Below are 17,095 nucleotides of genomic sequence, written 5' to 3' on the forward strand. Positions count from 1 at the left end.
GACTGATTGTGGCAATACATGTAGTTTTATATCAACCAGAGATTCCTTCTAATACAGGTAATATTGCGCGTACATGCGCAGCAACAGGAGCACATCTTCATTTAATTCGTCCTTTAGGTTTTTCTACAGATGATAAAATGTTGAAGCGTGCTGGTTTGGATTACTGGGAATTTGTACAAATTCATTACTATGACAATCTTGAGCATTTTTTCACTGCCAATGAAGGCGGGGAGTTTTTCTACTTAACAAAGCATGGAAAACAGCCGCATACGACATTTGATTACAGCAATGTGGAAAAAGATTATTATTTTATTTTTGGGCGTGAAACAACAGGTTTACCGCCTGAGGTTATTCAAGCTAATTTAGAGCGTTGCTTACGAATTCCGATGACAGGAAATGTACGTTCTTTAAACCTGTCAAATACAGCGGCAATTCTTGTATATGAAGCGTTGCGTCAACAAGATTTTCCAGACTTAATCAAATAAAGGCTGCTTTCAAGCGTAATGGTGATAAGGGATACTTGTTGATTAAGGATCTGATCTTCTCGCCTCCAACTAACAGAGAACTGTAACGCAGCCTAAATATAAAAGAACTGCCGACTGGCAGTTCTTTTATCATTTTCCGACAGAAGACTCCCACCTCAAGGAACGTGAAGGGCGACAGCCCAGTGAGTAGGTGGGAGATGAATGTCGGTAGGCTTCAGCCTAAGCTTGTTTTTTAATTAGAATCAGAACCAAAAAATACGAAAGTTAATTCTATAAAAAAATTACGTAATAACAAGAAAATATTACAATATCTTATTTCAAAACAGTAAGATATTTATTAAAATATATACATATAGAAAAATAAAGGGATAGGTTGCAGATGATATGAAAGAAAACATCTTGAAACAAATCATAGCTTCTGAAAACTTCATAGATGAATTGATACACGAAGAGCTTTTGAACACGATTCAAGATTTGGTGTTTGTCGTGCGTGTGGAAGAACGGTTTGTATTTCGGTATACATATATGAATAAACGAGCAATGACACATGCAGGCTTAACAGAACAAGCTTATGAAAAGACATTTCAAGAGGTTCTTTCTCCTGAGAGTGCAGAAGGGTTGCAACAGGTGTATAAAAACGTAGTAAAGCAAAAACAGGTTCATGTGTTTCAAGACGTTGTACGTACAGTAGAACGAGATGAATATTATGAATCACTATTAAACCCTATTGTTGTAAATAATGTATGTAAATATGTTGTTTGCATTACGAGAAATATAACAGATCGGATTCAAGAACAAAATCGTTTAGTGGAAAGTCAGATGAGATATGAGTCGCTTCTAGAATATAATAGTGATGCGATTGTCTCTTTGGACGAAAAGGGGATTATTGGTTATGCGAATCCCGCTGCTTACAGTATGTTTGGGTATGGACCAAAAGACTTGACAGGTCGGCCGATGATTGAATATGTTTCTAAAGAAAACCAAACTGTATATGAAAAAGCATTTTTCAGTACATTAAAAGGGGAGTCTGTAGAAATTGCTTTGCAGTCATGTCAAGATGTTCATGGCAACCTACTTTATGTACATCTTAAGACGATTCCCATTATTATAAATGATGAAATTAAGGGTATGTATATGGTCGCCCGGGACATTACTCATCAAGCATTAAATGACTTACAAACCAAATACTTTGCATATTATGACCAACTAACAGGCTTACAAAATCATATCTCTTGTACAAAAACGCTGTCAGAATGGCTTACAAAGGAACAGAAATTCGCTGTGATCTTAGTCGATTTAGATGGTTTTCGTATGGTTAATGACACTTACGGACATAAAGAAGGCGATGAGGTATTAAAAGAGGTTGCCAGACGATTAGAAAAAAGTGTAGGATCAGCGCAGGTATTTAGACAGCATGGTGACCAATTTGTCATACTCACTCAAGAACATGAGCAACAGCGCGTTGAGGAAACAGCTAGACGAATTCAAGCTATCTTTCAACAAAGCTTCTTAATTCAAGGGGAAGGCTTTCATTTAGGCGCCAGCATAGGTATCGTACTATACCCTGAGCATGGCAATGATGAAAAAACGTTATTAAAACGTGCAGATTTTGCACTCGATGCTTCTAAAGAACAAGGCAAAAGTCACTATAATTTTTATGACAATCGGCAAGATGATGCAAAAGAGGCACAGCTGTCTTTAAAAACAAACATGAACAGAGCGCTTGAACGAGGAGAGTTTCAGCTTTACTATCAGCCGCAAGTTAACTTACTGAATCAAAAAGTAATGGGAATGGAAGCTTTAATTCGCTGGCACAATAAAGAACTCGGTAATATAAGACCAGATATTTTCATTCCATTAGCGGAACGAACTGGTTTAATCTTTAAAATAGATGAATGGGTATTATTTGAAGCATGTCGTCAGCTACGAGAGTGGATTGATGCTGGTTATCAGCCAGTACCGATTGCAGTAAATGTATCAGGAAAGCAATTTCGCTCACAAAGAATTATTGAAACAATTGATGATGCATTACATAAATATCGTATTTCTTCCGATTTATTAGTCATTGAGATTACAGAAGGTGCTCTTATGCACGATGAGAAATCTGAACAAGTGTTAAAAGAGTTGAAACGAAGAGGTATTAGTATTCATCTTGATGATTTTGGTACAGGTTACTCATCACTTAGTTATTTAAAACGTTACCCAATTGATACAATTAAAATTGATCGCTCTTTTATTCAAGAAGTAAATGCTGATGAAAGAGATGCGAAGATTACAACGGCAATTATTCATTTGGCACAAACACTCGGCTTAGAAGTCATTGCTGAAGGGGTAGAAGATGCAGAGCAAATCCGTTTCTTAAAGCAAAAGAATGCGGTATACGCGCAAGGCTATTATTTTGAAAAACCGCTTCCGGCACCCGAAATGGAACATTTATATCTAGTAGATGAATAAGAAAAGCCTGTCCAGAATGGACAGGTTTTTCTTATTGTCGCAAACATGAGACCATATGTACAGATAAACTGTTAACGATCTGTATATGTCCTTCTTATTTTACACCGGGTTTATCATTGTATCCTGCCGTAAAGATTGCACTTAAGAATGCGATCATCACACCTAAAATTAACATGAATTTCATGATCGTTTCCTCCCTTTGCCTAGAATCCCCGCATCTTCATTATAGCTGATTTTTAGAATCTGTTGGTAGCGAATTTCTGAATTTTGCAATACATACTCATAATCCGAGGACATCCTTGCATAAGTTTATAATAATCCTTTTTTGAAGAAGAGAATGGGAGGTTCCATATGGATATTCTAAAAAAGATTGAACAGCACCGGGAAACTGAGCAGCTATTAAAATGGGAAGGTACATTTAGAGAGTATTTGGATTTGGTGAAGGAAAGACCATGGATTGCACAAACAGCCCATTCGCGCATTTATAACATGATTAAAGATGCCGGGATTAAAGAAATTGAAGGGAAGAAAAAGTACCAATTTTTTAGTAACCAGCTATTTGGGCTGGAAGACGCGCTAGAGCGTCTGGTGGAAGAATACTTCCATCCATCCGCGAAGCGCTTAGATGTAAGAAAGCGGATTTTGTTATTAATGGGTCCGGTCAGCGGTGGTAAATCGACTTTGGTAACCATGTTAAAGCGCGGTCTTGAGGCTTATTCGCATACAGATCGCGGTGCCGTGTACGCCATTAAGGGATGTCCAATGCATGAAGATCCTTTGCATCTCATTCCGCATCATTTACGTCAAGATTTCTACGAAGAATATGGGGTACGTATTGAGGGGAATCTTTCTCCGTTAAACCTCATGCGCCTTGAGAAGGAGTATAATGGCCATATTGAAGATGTTATCGTGGAGCGTATTTTCTTCTCTGAAGATCGCCGCACCGGTATCGGTACGTTTAGTCCTTCCGATCCGAAATCCCAAGATATTGCAGATTTGACGGGTAGCCTTGATTTCTCCACCATCGCCGAGTACGGCTCTGAATCAGATCCGCGTGCATACCGATTTGATGGAGAGCTTAATAAAGCTAACCGCGGGATGATGGAGTTTCAGGAGATGCTCAAGTGCGATGAAAAGTTTTTATGGCATTTGCTGTCACTTACACAGGAAGGTAACTTTAAGGCCGGCCGATTTGCATTAATTTCGGCGGATGAGCTGATTGTCGCTCATACGAATGAAACGGAGTATCGTTCCTTTATCTCAAATAAGAAAAATGAGGCACTTCATTCTCGTATCATCGTTATGCCAATTCCATATAACCTGCGCGTAAGCGAAGAAGAGCGGATTTATGCCAAAATGATTCGCGAGAGTGATGTATCCAATGTTCATATTGCCCCGCACACCTTACGTGTTGCCGCTATGTTCACCATCCTAACACGTTTAAAAGAACCGAAGCGACCTGACATTGATTTGATTAAGAAGATGCGTTTATATGATGGTGAAATGGTAGAAGGTTATAACTCCATTGATGTGGAAGAAATGCAGCGTGAATTCCAGGACGAAGGAATGGGTGGTATTGATCCGCGTTACGTTATCAACCGTATTTCGTCCACCATCATTCGAAAAGAGGTGCCTTCCATCAATGCGCTTGACGTGTTGCGCTCCTTAAAAGACGGCTTAGACCAGCATCCGTCCATCAGCACCGAAGATCGTGACCGCTATATGAACTTTATTTCTATCGCCAGAAAAGAATACGATAATATCGCGAAGAAAGAAGTTCAAAAAGCATTTGTTTACTCGTACGAAGAGTCTGCGAAAACGATGATGGATAATTACCTCGATAACGTCGAAGCCTACTGCAACAAAGCGAAGCTTCGCGATCCGCTAACAGGTGAAGAAATGAATCCAGATGAGAAGCTAATGCGTTCCATCGAGGAGCAAATCGGCATTTCTGAGAACGCGAAAAAAGCGTTCCGTGAGGAAATCTTAATCCGTATTTCTGCCTACGCAAGAAAAGGCAAACGATTTGATTACAACTCGCATGAGCGTTTGCGCGAAGCGATTCAAAAGAAATTGTTTGCGGATTTAAAAGATGTTGTTAAAATTACAACGTCCTCCAAAACGCCAGATGAAAATCAACTGAAGAAAATCAACGAGGTTGTAGCGCGCTTGATAGATGAATACGGCTATAACTCTACATCTGCCAACGAATTGCTTCGCTATGTAGGCAGCTTGTTGAACAGATAAAAAGAAAAGTATGCCATCTTGGCATACTTTTTTGTATCACCGGAGCTTAGGGGCATCTTGTCCAGTGAAAAATGAGGCTTATAATTATCGAAATAATTTGTCAATTATTCAACAATATCGCATATGATAGAGTAACCAACCATCACATACGTTTACAGGAAAAAGCCGACACAATACTTTATGCAGCAACGCTCATAATGTGCATGTGGACGGAATTATTTTTATTAAATGCTGTTAAAGCTCGTTGTTGATTTCTGTTAGGGGGGCTTCCCGTAGGAGTCTTATCCTCTTCATTCCAATCAACAAGTGCTAACACAATCTAAAACAAAAGAGCCTTAATCAACAAGCTTATAGGAGGGAAAATGCATGAGTGAGGACAACAAGAACAATTATACGATTTCCCGAGAGAATTGGTCCCTCCACCGTAAAGGACATGACGATCAGCAGCGTCATCAAGAAAAGGTACAGGAGGCTATTAAAAACAATCTCGCCGACTTGATTACGGAGGAAAGTATCATTATGTCTAACGGCAGGGACGTTGTCAAAATACCTATTCGCTCGCTAGATGAATATAAAATTCGATATAACTATGATAAAAACAAACATGTAGGGCAAGGGTCAGGTGAAAGCAAGGTCGGTGACGTTGTCGCAAGAGATGGATCAGGGAGCGGCCAGCAAAAAGGACCAGGAAAGGGCCAGGGAGCTGGCGATCAAGCCGGAGAAGATTATTATGAAGCAGAAGTCTCATTAATGGAGCTCGAGCAAGCACTATTCAATGAACTTGAACTGCCAAATTTAAAGAAAAAAGAAGCAGATGAAAATAAACTAGAGCACATTGAATTTAATGATATTCGCAAAACAGGATTAATGGGCAATATTGATAAAAAACGAACCATGATTGCTGCTTACAAGCGTAATGCGATGAGTGGTACGCCATCGTTTCACCCTATCCATCCGGAGGATTTAAAATTTCGTACCTGGAACGAAGTGCTCAAACCGGAATCAAAGGCTGTTGTGCTGGCGATGATGGATACAAGCGGATCGATGGGCATTTGGGAGAAATATATGGCACGCAGCTTCTTCTTTTGGATGACTCGTTTTTTGCGTACCAAATATGAAACGGTCGATATTGAATTTATCGCCCATCATACTGAAGCACGTGTTGTATCAGAAGAAGAGTTTTTCTCGAAAGGAGAAAGCGGTGGTACGATTTGCTCATCCGTCTACCGAAAAGCGCTTGAGGTGATAGACGGCAAATACCAGCCGAGCCGCTATAACATCTATCCGTTCCACTTCTCGGACGGCGACAACCTCACATCTGACAACGCGCGCTGCGTCAAGCTCGTGCAGGAGCTGATGAAGGTGTGTAATATGTTTGGATATGGGGAAGTCAACCAATATAACCGTCACTCAACTCTCATGTCTGCCTACAAAAATATCCACGACGAAAATTTTCGGTATTATATCCTAAAACAAAAAGCCGACGTCTTCCACGCGATGAAGAGCTTCTTTAAAAAGGAAGCAGCGGAGGCGAAGAGGTAAGACCCCGCGTAGGCGGGGTTTTTGTTTTGTGTGAAATAGGAATCTAGTGAAAAGGGATATACATATAAAGTAAAATGGAATAAGAAAAACTATACGATCACAACTGCGACATTTAACAGTGGAAACCAGTTAACGAAATACGGTACAGAAACACTTACCTATGATGCGAATGGCAATCGCAAATCTGACGGCAAATATATGTATACCTGGGACGGTGCGGACCAGCTCATCAGTATTACAGAAACAGGCAAAACAACACCGTTTGCGACCTACAAGTATGACGACGACGGTCGCCGCATTGAAAAAACAGTGAATGGCATCACAACCCGTTATCATTATGACGGCGACAGCATCAACGTATTGTATGAAACAAATACAAGCGGTGCGGTACTGCGGCAGTACGTGTACAATGCGAACGGCGTACGTCTCGCGATGAAAACGCAAGGCCAAACATTCTACTATCACTACAACCCACACGGTGATGTTATTGCGATGACAGACAGCACAGGCAAAGTCGTGGCGCAATATACGTACGATGCGTGGGGCAATGTGCTGCCAAGCCATGCAGAAGGCTTGGCAGCAGATAATCCATTTGGATATGCGGGATACATGTACGATAAAGAAATCGGCATGTATTACCTCATGGCGCGGTATTATCATCCGGTGCATGGTGTGTTTATTTCGGTAGACCCAGATCCAGGTGACGCGGATGATCCGATTACGCAGAATGGGTATACGTATGCGGATAATAACCCGGTGATGTTAGCTGATTTAGATGGTGAACGCCCACAACGTATTCGAGGAGAAAGAGGAGAAGCTGCTTTTGAATTTGGTAGCACTCTTTATAGAATACTAAAAAAAGATCCAGCATATATGCCTTCCAAGGTACATGGAAACAGTAAAAGTAGTAAAAAAAGGCAACATGGTTATGAAATATATAACATAAAAACTGGCGATGTAGTTAAAGTTGGAATTAGCGGAAGGAGATTGAATAAGAATGGTACTTCACCAAGGGCAAATCAACAAGTGAGAAAGTGGAATAAAGGAAGAAAAGTACCCTTATATGGGGCGAGGATAGTTATTAAAAATATTCCAAATAGAAAATTGGCATTAAATTGGGAGAGGAATTGGACTTATAAAAGAGATAGAGAAGGTAATAGTCTAAGATTGCACACAAATCCAGTTCCAAAAAGTCGTAGAAGATAAAATCAGGAGGTTACGAAGTGCTCTTAAAAGATATTGATTTAGACATGCCCTATGTTGAATACAAAGAAAAAATTAACGAGATTATTAAAAGTAAAAAATTCACAATAGAAGAAGCAGTACGTTTCGATTATGAAGAAAATTGGAAAAAAAAGCGCATGAAATTTCGAGACGAAGTTCAATGTATTACTGAGCTGTATAAGTATCATTTGGGTAAATATAGGACAAAGGAAACAACAAAGTTAATTATTAACTGTGTTGAGATGGGACAATGTACGAATATAGAAAATGTGGATGGTTTCACAGAAGTATATGTTCCTTTCAATTACAATCATTATACATCGTTGTCTAATCATGAAAAAAAGGTACTAATTCTAGAATGTATATGGAAAGGAATATGCTTAGTTTCTCAAGAGTTAAATTGGGATGTAAAACCATTTGATTATGCATATAAAAAAGTTGTAGAAGTTAACTATACAAATGAATATGTATGGGAGCAAAAAGCGAATCGTACTAAACAGCTAATTGCTGAGATATGGTGTAAACATGATATTGAAACATATGACATCTATATGGTTGTTAAACAGTATGGTAGTAATGAAGAGGTAAAAAGAGTTCTTTTACAAACTGAGAGACCCAATGGTTTTGCTTTTACAAGGCATTTAGGAAAGCTAAGATGGCGTTCTAATAATGAGGTAGTATTAATAAGCAAATCTAACGCTCAGGAGTGGTCGGTTGCTATTGATTTCATTTGAAAGTAGTTTCTGTTATGAAAAGGAAGGTATCATTTAAAAACTGGTACCTTCTTTACACTCCCATGATACCAATTTTGAGGTAATTAATTAGAAGCAGAAAATCTAATCATCAGTCCTTGGTAATTAGATATATTGAATGAAACGTATACATATAAAATTTAAAGGGAATACTAATAAGTCACGGGTATATCCTGGCTCGCTGTACCAATATAACCGTCACTCAACGCTCATGTCTGCCTACAAAAATATCCACGACGAAAATTTCCGGTATTATATCCTAAAACAAAAAGCCGACGTCTTCCACGCGATGAAGAGCTTCTTCAAGAAGGAAGCAGCGGAGGCGAAGAGGTAGAAGGGAACCCCGCGTAGGCGGGGTTTTTGTTTTGTGTGAAATAGGAATCTAGTGAAAATAGATATACATATCAAGTACAATAGAATCATAAGCATGACCGACAGAGGCGGTAGCATATCACCCTGGGTCGCATAAGTTGAAAACACAAAGTATCCAACACGGTGCGTATACAAATACCGCTAACTACGAATACAACGCATTGAATCAAAATACAAAGGTTATTGACCAAGGGACATCGTACGATTTTGATTATGACGAATTTGGCAATGTAGGTCTATCTATCGCAGGCAATGGGACGGGTGCAACGTTCCAATACGATCCGGCCCAACAACTTGAAGCACTGAGTATCGCAACTGCCAATGCGACGCCGATTCTCACAGAGCGTTACGAGTACGATGCGAACGGTAACCGGACAAAAATCACCCGCCGTGTCGGCTCGTCCGCTACGGAAGAAGAAGTACGTTACACGTACGATACTATCAACCAATTGACGAGCGAAACATTGCCGGGTAACATCGTTAAAACATACACTTATGATTGATATTAGGTAAAGAAAGTAGACACAGGATGTGTATCGGAGCAATTAAGCACCAATAGTACAGGCTGTTGGTGTTTTTATATTCCCCCATTTATGTACCCCTCCGTTAGGGGAGCGGTCAAATTAGAGATGTTGGAATTGATTTACTGCTAAGCTTTCGGGAAATCCAAAGAATATGCACCTGTTGAAGCAAGAAATGGTGCAATAACATTAAAAGTAAAAGAAGGAGGGATAATTGCGATGACGGATAACGAAGAATTGTTCAAAAAATTACAAGAACGGGCAATGGATATTAAGCAATTTAACGTTGAGCAGTTAGGGATCTTCGGTTCTTTTGCAAGAGGAGATGCGACAGAAACAAGCGATATTGATATACTGGTGAAGTTTAATGATGGACATAAAAAATTCAAATCGTACATGGGACTGAAATTCTACTTGGAAGGATTGTTAGGCAGGGAGGTTGACCTCGTGACGAGTGAAAGTATTCGTAAAGAAATACAACCTCATATCAAGGAGGATATTCGGTATGTCAAAGGATTATAGAATTCATATCAACGACATAATAAATGAAATTGATGAAACACTTTCTTTTATAGAAGGCTTATCTTTTGAGCAATATGAACAGGATTGAAAAACTCAAAAAGCCACGATTCGGGGTTTAGAAATTATTGGTGAAGCAATGAACCGGATTCCAAGAGAGTTTCAAAGTAAATATCCTGAAGTGTCTTGGAGGGACTGGATTGCATTTCGAAATGTATTGATACATGTGTACCACGCTGTTGATTTAGAATTAGTTTGGGAAACGATGAAAGATGAATTACAACCGCTTCGCAAGCAAATGGCTTCCATAATAGAAAAAGAATCCTAATATTTGGGTAGTATTCATAAATGAGTCTAATGCTCAGGAATGGAGGGTTCCGAAAAAGCTAAATAAAGCATAAAATACTCCGTACCAATTTCTGAACTGCACCCCGATTGTTAGTTGTGTCTAACAATCGGGGTGCAGTTCATTCATAGGTGGGGAGTATTTGGCGCATACCTTACTCTAAAGAAATCCTGCCTTAGAGTTTCCAAGTTCGTTTGGGAGCTAAAAAGGGTTTACTTTAAATTGGTCACTCGCTATCTTTAGGTATTGCTCTTGCTCTATATCTCTTTCATCTAACCAACTAACCTTTACGTAGATATAAGGACTATCTTTTAATACATCCTGTAGACCAACTCCCTTGTTTAGCATAAATGATGTCGAAGATGAGATTCCTTTAATATCCTTTATATTTGGACCAATCGTAAAGTTTTTTAATGTAGTTGATTTAGGGTAACTTTGTATTTCCATTAAGTTAGTTATAGTCAGGAATGGGGCATGTAAGCTACGCCATGCTTCTTTTTCGAGAGCCCCAAGTATGGTTACATTTTTCATAAACTGCTTGGGGTGATCAATTATCACTTCAAAAGTTATATAATTCTCATTAGTTTGTATCACTATAATAGAAGTTTGAAATAAATCAGTGCTTGGAGGAAATGATTTGATATCTTGTTTAAACAGATCTTCATATTCTTGATTTATAGGATTTTCTAATGCATCTTGATCTGATTCGCTCTGCACAATTATTTGGGATGATTCTGCTTTCTTGGACTCTTGTGAGTTAGAGCAGCCTGCTGTAAGTGCACTTATTAGAGTGAAGCCGCATAAGAGAAGATAGATGTAATTCATCATAGTCTGTAGCCGTATTCCGGATAGCTATAGTATTTATATCCCTTGTACCAGTTAGTCCAAGCCCGGTTTTTCAGTTCGGAATCATTGTTATAGTTAGGAGAGAAATTCGTTACTACCGGATAATATCCATTATCGCGCGTGAAGTCTATTTGTATTGTCTTTGTATAGCCAGAAGAATTTACCCAAGAAGAGTATGTATGTGCAAAGTTCTCACGAATACCTGTTACTAAAATAGCTGCAGTTTTTTTCATCCTTAACTTCTCCTTCTGTAGATATTTTGTATATAAGTCCTACTAATAAAAAATTATATATCTCGGACAGTATTTTTCCAATAAAAGTAATTATGAAAATTCAATCATTTAAGGATCATGACGAACTTTTTACTTGCCAAACAGGCAACTAAAGAACTCTTTTTCTTTTCATAAGGTTTAATGTGAAGTTTCGGTTCTATAGAATGGTACTTAAAAGAATGAATGAGAAAGTTAGGTGAGCCAAAAGCAATAGAACAGATACTGTATTGCTTTTTTCTATGCCCCAGCCCAAATGTAAAGATTATGTTAAAGTAGAACTATTCACTTGCAGTATATAAGTATTTGATTATATACTTATCAATGAAAAGGACAGAAAATAAGGTTTTGCGTAGAAGCTGTTGCTACTCTCCGTATAAGAAGTATGTTTTTATCAAATATATAAGTATATAATTATTTGTTAAATTAATAGAAAGGAGCGTATGTATGCAGCAAACCATACTAGATATAGAAAAAACCGCACAAACGTTAAAGCTGTTAGGTGACAAAACGAGATTAACCATTATCGCAATTCTGCAGCAGCGTGAGTGCTGTGTGTGTGAGTTTACCGAAGTGTTTGATACGAGTCAGCCTTCCATTAGTCAGCATCTGCGCAAATTAAAAGACGTCGGTCTTATTAAAGAAGAACGCAGAGGGCAGTGGATTTATTATTCTTTGCATACACAAAGCGAGTTATACCCTCTTGTGCAGGAGATACTTCGGTATGTTCCCGAGCAGACAGAGAAGATTAAGCATATTGAGCTAAGTAACCCAACTGGTTGTTGTTTATAGCATCATGAAAAGGGAGTGAGGAAATGGGGAATACAGAGAAAAAACGATTGGTTTTTTTGGATCGCTATCTAACGCTTTGGATTTTCTTGGCCATGGCGGTGGGGATTGGGCTAGGATTTGCGGCGCCAGGTTTTGTCGATGGCCTTAATAGCCTACAGGTAGGAACAACGTCTATCCCGCTAGCGATTGGATTGATATTGATGATGTATCCGCCGCTAGCAAAGGTACGCTATGAAGAGATGGGCCGTGTGTTTAAGGATGTAAAGGTATTAGTATTATCGCTTGTACAAAACTGGATTATTGGTCCTGTGTTGATGTTTGCACTTGCGATTATCTTTTTACCTGATAAGCCAGAGTATATGGTTGGTCTCATTATGATTGGTTTGGCGCGCTGCATTGCGATGGTGATTGTGTGGAACGACCTTGCGAAAGGTGATACGGAATATGCTGCTGGCTTAGTGGCCTTCAATTCCGTGTTCCAAATGTTATTTTTCTCCGTGTATGCATATGTGTTTGTAACAATCATTCCAGAGTGGCTTGGATTAGAAGGTGCGGTTGTAAGCATCACAATGGCTGAAGTGGCAAAGTCGGTGTTCATTTACTTAGGTATTCCATTTTTGGCGGGGATGCTGACACGCTTTACGTTAGTCAAAGCGAAGGGCAGAGAATGGTATGAGAAAGTGTTCATTCCTAAGATCAGCCCCATTACACTTATCGCATTATTATTTACCATCATCGTGATGTTCTCGTTAAAGGGAGACACGATTGTTAGCTTGCCTTTAGATGTGGTGCGAATTGCGATTCCATTGTTGATCTACTTCATTGTAATGTTCTTTATCTCCTTCTATATGGGTAAGAAGATAGGAGCAAATTATCCGGTTACAACAACGCTTGCCTTTACGGCTGGCAGTAATAACTTCGAACTGGCGATTGCCGTAGCAGTTGGTGTGTTCGGCATCCATTCCGGTGCTGCCTTTGCAGCCGTTATTGGACCGCTTGTTGAGGTGCCGGTAATGATTGCATTAGTTAATGTAGCATTATGGTTTAAACGTAAGTATTTCGCGGAACATACCGCATCATCATAATAAAAAAGGTGGAATCACATCATGACAAACAAAAAAACAATTTATTTCTTATGCACAGGTAACTCTTGCCGTAGTCAAATGGCAGAAGGATGGGCAAAGCAATACTTAGGTGACGAGTGGAATGTATACAGCGCAGGTCTTGAAGCACATGGTTTAAATCCGAACGCTGTCAAAGCCATGCAGGAAGCGGGCGTAGACATTACAAATCAAACGTCTGACGTAATTGATCCAAACATTTTAAATGATGCTGATTTAGTTGTTACATTATGTGGTCATGCGGCGGAGCATTGCCCAGCTGTAAGGCCGAATAAAGCAAATGCTCGTAAGATTCATGTAGGATTTGATGATCCGGCAGGTAAAGAGTGGTCCGAATTCCAGCGCGTACGCGATGAGATTCGTGACGCGATGAAGTATTTTGCCGAGCACGGTAAGTTTCCAAACGAGCAATAAGCCCATTGAAATGAGCAAAAAAGCCGAGAACATGTTCTCGGCTCATTTTATAAGAGCCAACATGCAGTGAAGGTGCGCTTATTTTTTATAATTCGGATTTACCTTACTTTGCAACCTTTGAACAAATATGCGTTTTACTCTTAATGCGGGTATAACGCTAGACTACTGGAGCACGAGAGAGGATAAAACAGGGTTTAGGTGTCCCGCAAGAACGTCTAGCGGAGCACGAGAGAGGGTAAAACAGGGTTTAGGTGTCCCGCAAGAGCGCCTAGCGGAGCACGAGAGAGGGTAAAACAGGGTTTAGGTGTCCCGCAAGAGCGTCTAGCGGAGCACGAGAGAGGGTAAAACAGGGTTTAGGTGTCCCGCAAGAACGCCTAGCGGAGCACGAGAGAGGGTAAAACAGGGTTTAGGTGTCCCGCAAGAACGCCTAGCGGAGCACGAGAGAGGGTAAAACAGAGTTTAGGTGTCCCTTAATATTGTTCATTTCCGCAATCCTAAGTTTATTGACGTATAAGAGCTATCAAAATGAACACACGTATTGATACAAATATAAAAGATCCCGCCAAATTATGAATATCAACTAGAACGACTAAAACAGGCAATACTGAAATATTCTTCAACGGCACAGATGAACAACACTAACAGACAACCTGTTATACTGTGGTACGAAGTATTTCAAAAAAACGTTCATCACTATCTAGAACATACACAAGTACCTGTTGTTAAGGTCCTCGGGAACATGCAATGGATGAATGGTATACTTGCATAAAACAAGTCACTCACAGGATTAAATCCATATATGCTTACATAGGATAGAATGGGGTGATGTGTGATGCCGAGGATTAAATATACACAATCAGATATAGAGCTGTTAGGACGCTTAATGCGAGCGGAAGCAGAAGGGGAAGGACAGCAGGGTATGTTGTTGGTTGGGAATGTTGGCGTAAACAGGGTTTTTGGAAACTGTTTAGACTTTAAGGGCATTACAAATATTCAACAGATGGTATATCAACAGCAAGGTGGAAGTTATTCATTTGAGGCTGTTTCAAAGGGATATTTTTACCAGCGGGCTAGGCAAGTTGATAAAGACTTAGCCAAAAAATGTTTGGATTATTGGCTAGGGCACCCTGCACGGAATTCACTTTGGTTCTTTAATCCGACAGGAAGTTGTCCTGCGGTTTGGTGGAATCAAAGAAAAGCGGGGCAGTATAAAGAGCATTGTTTTTATCAACCAAGTCAGCAGGAATGTCCAAGGGTGTTTTAGGAATAACAGTAATATACATGTATGTTAGTAACTATAAGAAAAGGCTCCGTTTTAAACGGAGCCTTTTCTTATAGTTTCATAGTATGTCAGTAGTCACTGTAAAAACTGCATAGGATCCACTGCATTGGATTTAGCCGCATTCCAGCTTCCTACATGAATCTCGAAATGCAAATGTTGTCCAAATGACATACCGGTATTGCCCATAACACCGATTTGTTGTCCTTGCTGTACAGTTTGACCTCGCTGCACAGAACGGCTGCGCATATGGGCATAAACAGTTGTATAGGTTTTGCCGTTTATATTATGGGACATGTATACTACATTTCCATAGCTAGAAGAATATTCAGAACGGATAACCGTTCCGGATGCCGCGGCCACAATTGGAACGGGACCGGATGCTGCAATGTCTACACCTTTATGATTTTCATTGCCTCGCATGCCAAAACCAGAAGAAAAGGAACCGGCTGCCGGTTTAATGAATAGTCCTGTGCCTCCTGTGAGTGGAGGAACAATTCCTTGCGACTCTAGTAATCTTTTTTCTTCCTCTGCATCTATAAGAGCGCTGAGATTTGCATGGTACTGCTGTTCTAGTGTTTGAATCGTCAGCTTTTTGTCTTGTTGACTCTGTTCGAGTTGTTGCTGTTTTTGAAGCAGAGAGGCCTCATAGGAACGTAAGGCCAATTCCTGCTCTTCAATGCTGTTTTTTTCATTTTTTAGCTTTTCTTGATCTGTTTTTTGGTCATCTAGAATCGTTTTATCGGATTGAAATATTAAATTCAGCGAGTACATATTATCCAATAACCCAGCGATGCTGTCTGCATGGAGAAGTACATCTGTTATTAAATTTGACTTAGGTTGATTCTGTAAGGTGACCAGCCGCTTTTTAATCACTTCTTGTCTTTGACTAATCTTTTCTTGCAGCATGGTAATGTTTTGTGCTTTGTTCGCAATTGCAGCCTGTGTCCCATTGATTTGGTTCTGAGTAGACTCCAATTCAGCTTCTGTTTGTACAATAGCTTGATCCAACTGCTCAAGCTGTTGCTTAAAGGACTCAATTTCTTTCTGAAGCGCTTCTGTTTGGTTTTCATGTAATCTATTTTGCGACGTGTTTACATCCGTATTTGCTTGTGTAGATACAGGTAGCATAAAGGCTCCTGCTATCATACTTGTTAATAAAGTGATATGAATCGCTTTTCGTGTCATTACGTACCTCCCTATGTTATACCAGATAAAGTTATAACATATAAAGGAGGTATTTCTCTGTTTGTAATCTAATTGTAAAGCATGCTTAAAGCATAAGAGATATTTCGTGGTGGTTTTGTGATATTAAGTTCGTATCTACAAAACCATTAGCGAAATGTAATACAAATCCCGCTTAGCAGCAAAATTGTTACTAGCTATTGGTGTCATTAGATATAATCAGTGAGCTGATTTAACAATTTTTCCTTGGACTGAAGCGGCATCAGCTTTGTTTTTACCGTCCCTTTTTCAAATAGCAACAAAGAGGGGATGCTCGTGATTTGAAACTGCTCGAGCAATTCCGTGTTCTCATCAATATCCACTTTGAAAAATGTCAGCTTCTCCTGCAACTCTTCTGATAATGTCTCCAAAATAGGTGAAATACTATTGCACACATCACACCATTTTGCTAAAAAGCAAACGAGTGCGATAGGACGTTCTTGCACTTTTGAGTGGAAATTCTCTGTGTTGATAGCGATCAATGCCATTGTAGATTACTCCTTTGTAGATATTTAGGACCTCAGAATTCCGGGATACCACGTAACAGTATGTACATCCATATGTTAGTATGAGCAAGCGTTTCTGTTTATATCAAGTCTGCATGGAATTTTTTCGATATCTATCCATAATAAAGGGAGAACATATGAAGTACTTAATTCGAAGGAAGATTCCTACTTTAAGCATAATA

15 protein-coding genes and 3 pseudogenes are annotated in these 17,095 nt (G+C 39.5%); 14 read left to right on the forward strand and 4 right to left on the reverse strand.

All coding sequences use genetic code 11. The features are described 5' to 3' along the window. The first annotated feature begins 8 nt into the window (after positions 1–8). The 10 genes and pseudogenes from trmL to MUG87_RS15390 form a co-directional block, all read left to right on the forward strand. A complete protein-coding gene (trmL, locus tag MUG87_RS15345; RefSeq protein WP_247083292.1) occupies positions 9–485 on the forward strand; it encodes a tRNA (uridine(34)/cytosine(34)/5-carboxymethylaminomethyluridine(34)-2'-O)-methyltransferase TrmL in 477 nt (158 codons plus the stop codon). A gap of 384 nt (positions 486–869) precedes the next feature. Beyond that, positions 870–2,939 (forward strand): sensor domain-containing protein, encoded by a 2,070-nt coding sequence (locus tag MUG87_RS15350; protein ID WP_247083293.1) that lies wholly within the window; start codon positions 870–872, stop codon positions 2,937–2,939. Between the two features lie 351 nt (positions 2,940–3,290). Further along, positions 3,291–5,186, forward strand: coding sequence for a PrkA family serine protein kinase (locus MUG87_RS15355; RefSeq protein WP_247083294.1), 1,896 nt, complete (start codon positions 3,291–3,293; stop codon positions 5,184–5,186). A gap of 366 nt (positions 5,187–5,552) precedes the next feature. After that, entirely contained in the window at positions 5,553–6,728 is a 1,176-nt protein-coding gene (gene yhbH / locus MUG87_RS15360; RefSeq protein WP_124565927.1) for a sporulation protein YhbH, read from the forward strand. A gap of 105 nt (positions 6,729–6,833) precedes the next feature. Beyond that, positions 6,834–7,934 (forward strand): annotated as a pseudogene (locus MUG87_RS15365) (RHS repeat-associated core domain-containing protein); the annotation flags it as partial. A 17-nt stretch (positions 7,935–7,951) separates the two neighbouring features. Then, positions 7,952–8,686, forward strand: a complete 735-nt coding sequence (locus tag MUG87_RS15370) for a hypothetical protein (RefSeq protein WP_247083295.1) — start codon at positions 7,952–7,954, stop codon at positions 8,684–8,686. 205 nt (positions 8,687–8,891) lie between these two features. Continuing rightward, positions 8,892–9,038 (forward strand): annotated as a pseudogene (locus MUG87_RS15375) (sporulation protein YhbH); the annotation flags it as partial. A gap of 136 nt (positions 9,039–9,174) precedes the next feature. After that, complete coding sequence (locus MUG87_RS15380) at positions 9,175–9,579, forward strand: hypothetical protein (protein WP_247083296.1); 405 nt, start codon at positions 9,175–9,177, stop codon at positions 9,577–9,579. Between the two features lie 237 nt (positions 9,580–9,816). Beyond that, entirely contained in the window at positions 9,817–10,119 is a 303-nt protein-coding gene (locus MUG87_RS15385; RefSeq protein ID WP_247083297.1) for a nucleotidyltransferase family protein, read from the forward strand. Positions 10,120–10,219: 100 nt separating this feature from the next. Beyond that, a pseudogene (locus MUG87_RS15390) lies at positions 10,220–10,444 on the forward strand (DUF86 domain-containing protein); the annotation flags it as partial. A gap of 219 nt (positions 10,445–10,663) precedes the next feature. On the opposite strand, the gene MUG87_RS15395 reads toward MUG87_RS15390, so the two are convergent. Next, a complete protein-coding gene (locus tag MUG87_RS15395; protein WP_247083300.1) occupies positions 10,664–11,290 on the reverse strand; it encodes a hypothetical protein in 627 nt (208 codons plus the stop codon). Next, positions 11,287–11,541: a hypothetical protein gene (locus MUG87_RS15400; RefSeq protein WP_247083302.1), complete on the reverse strand. Its 255-nt coding sequence runs from the start codon at positions 11,539–11,541 to the stop codon at positions 11,287–11,289. Before MUG87_RS15400 ends, MUG87_RS15395 begins: the two co-directional genes overlap by 4 nt. 483 nt (positions 11,542–12,024) lie before the next feature. Here MUG87_RS15400 and MUG87_RS15405 point away from each other — a divergent pair, with 483 nt between their 5' ends. The 4 genes from MUG87_RS15405 to MUG87_RS15420 all read left to right on the forward strand — a co-directional run bounded on the left by MUG87_RS15405 (position 12,025) and on the right by MUG87_RS15420 (position 15,168). Continuing rightward, on the forward strand, positions 12,025–12,369 hold the full coding sequence (locus MUG87_RS15405; protein ID WP_247083304.1) for an ArsR/SmtB family transcription factor: 345 nt from the start codon (positions 12,025–12,027) through the stop codon (positions 12,367–12,369). 23 nt (positions 12,370–12,392) lie between these two features. Beyond that, positions 12,393–13,454, forward strand: a complete 1,062-nt coding sequence (gene arsB / locus MUG87_RS15410) for an ACR3 family arsenite efflux transporter (RefSeq protein WP_247083305.1) — start codon at positions 12,393–12,395, stop codon at positions 13,452–13,454. Positions 13,455–13,475: 21 nt separating this feature from the next. Next, positions 13,476–13,904, forward strand: a complete 429-nt coding sequence (gene arsC / locus MUG87_RS15415) for an arsenate reductase (thioredoxin) (RefSeq protein ID WP_124565418.1) — start codon at positions 13,476–13,478, stop codon at positions 13,902–13,904. An 832-nt stretch (positions 13,905–14,736) separates the two neighbouring features. Next, entirely contained in the window at positions 14,737–15,168 is a 432-nt protein-coding gene (locus MUG87_RS15420) for a cell wall hydrolase (RefSeq protein WP_247083306.1), read from the forward strand. A 93-nt stretch (positions 15,169–15,261) separates the two neighbouring features. Here the strand turns inward: MUG87_RS15420 and MUG87_RS15425 are convergent, their stop codons facing one another. Both MUG87_RS15425 and MUG87_RS15430 read right to left on the reverse strand, forming a co-directional pair. Beyond that, positions 15,262–16,371 (reverse strand): murein hydrolase activator EnvC family protein, encoded by a 1,110-nt coding sequence (locus tag MUG87_RS15425; RefSeq protein WP_247083307.1) that lies wholly within the window; start codon positions 16,369–16,371, stop codon positions 15,262–15,264. Between the two features lie 206 nt (positions 16,372–16,577). Next, on the reverse strand, positions 16,578–16,895 hold the full coding sequence (locus MUG87_RS15430) for a thioredoxin family protein (protein ID WP_247083308.1): 318 nt from the start codon (positions 16,893–16,895) through the stop codon (positions 16,578–16,580). Between the last annotated feature and the right edge of the window lie 200 nt (positions 16,896–17,095).

Source organism: Ectobacillus sp. JY-23 (assembly GCF_023022965.1).
Lineage (GTDB): Bacteria > Bacillota > Bacilli > Bacillales > Bacillaceae_G > Ectobacillus.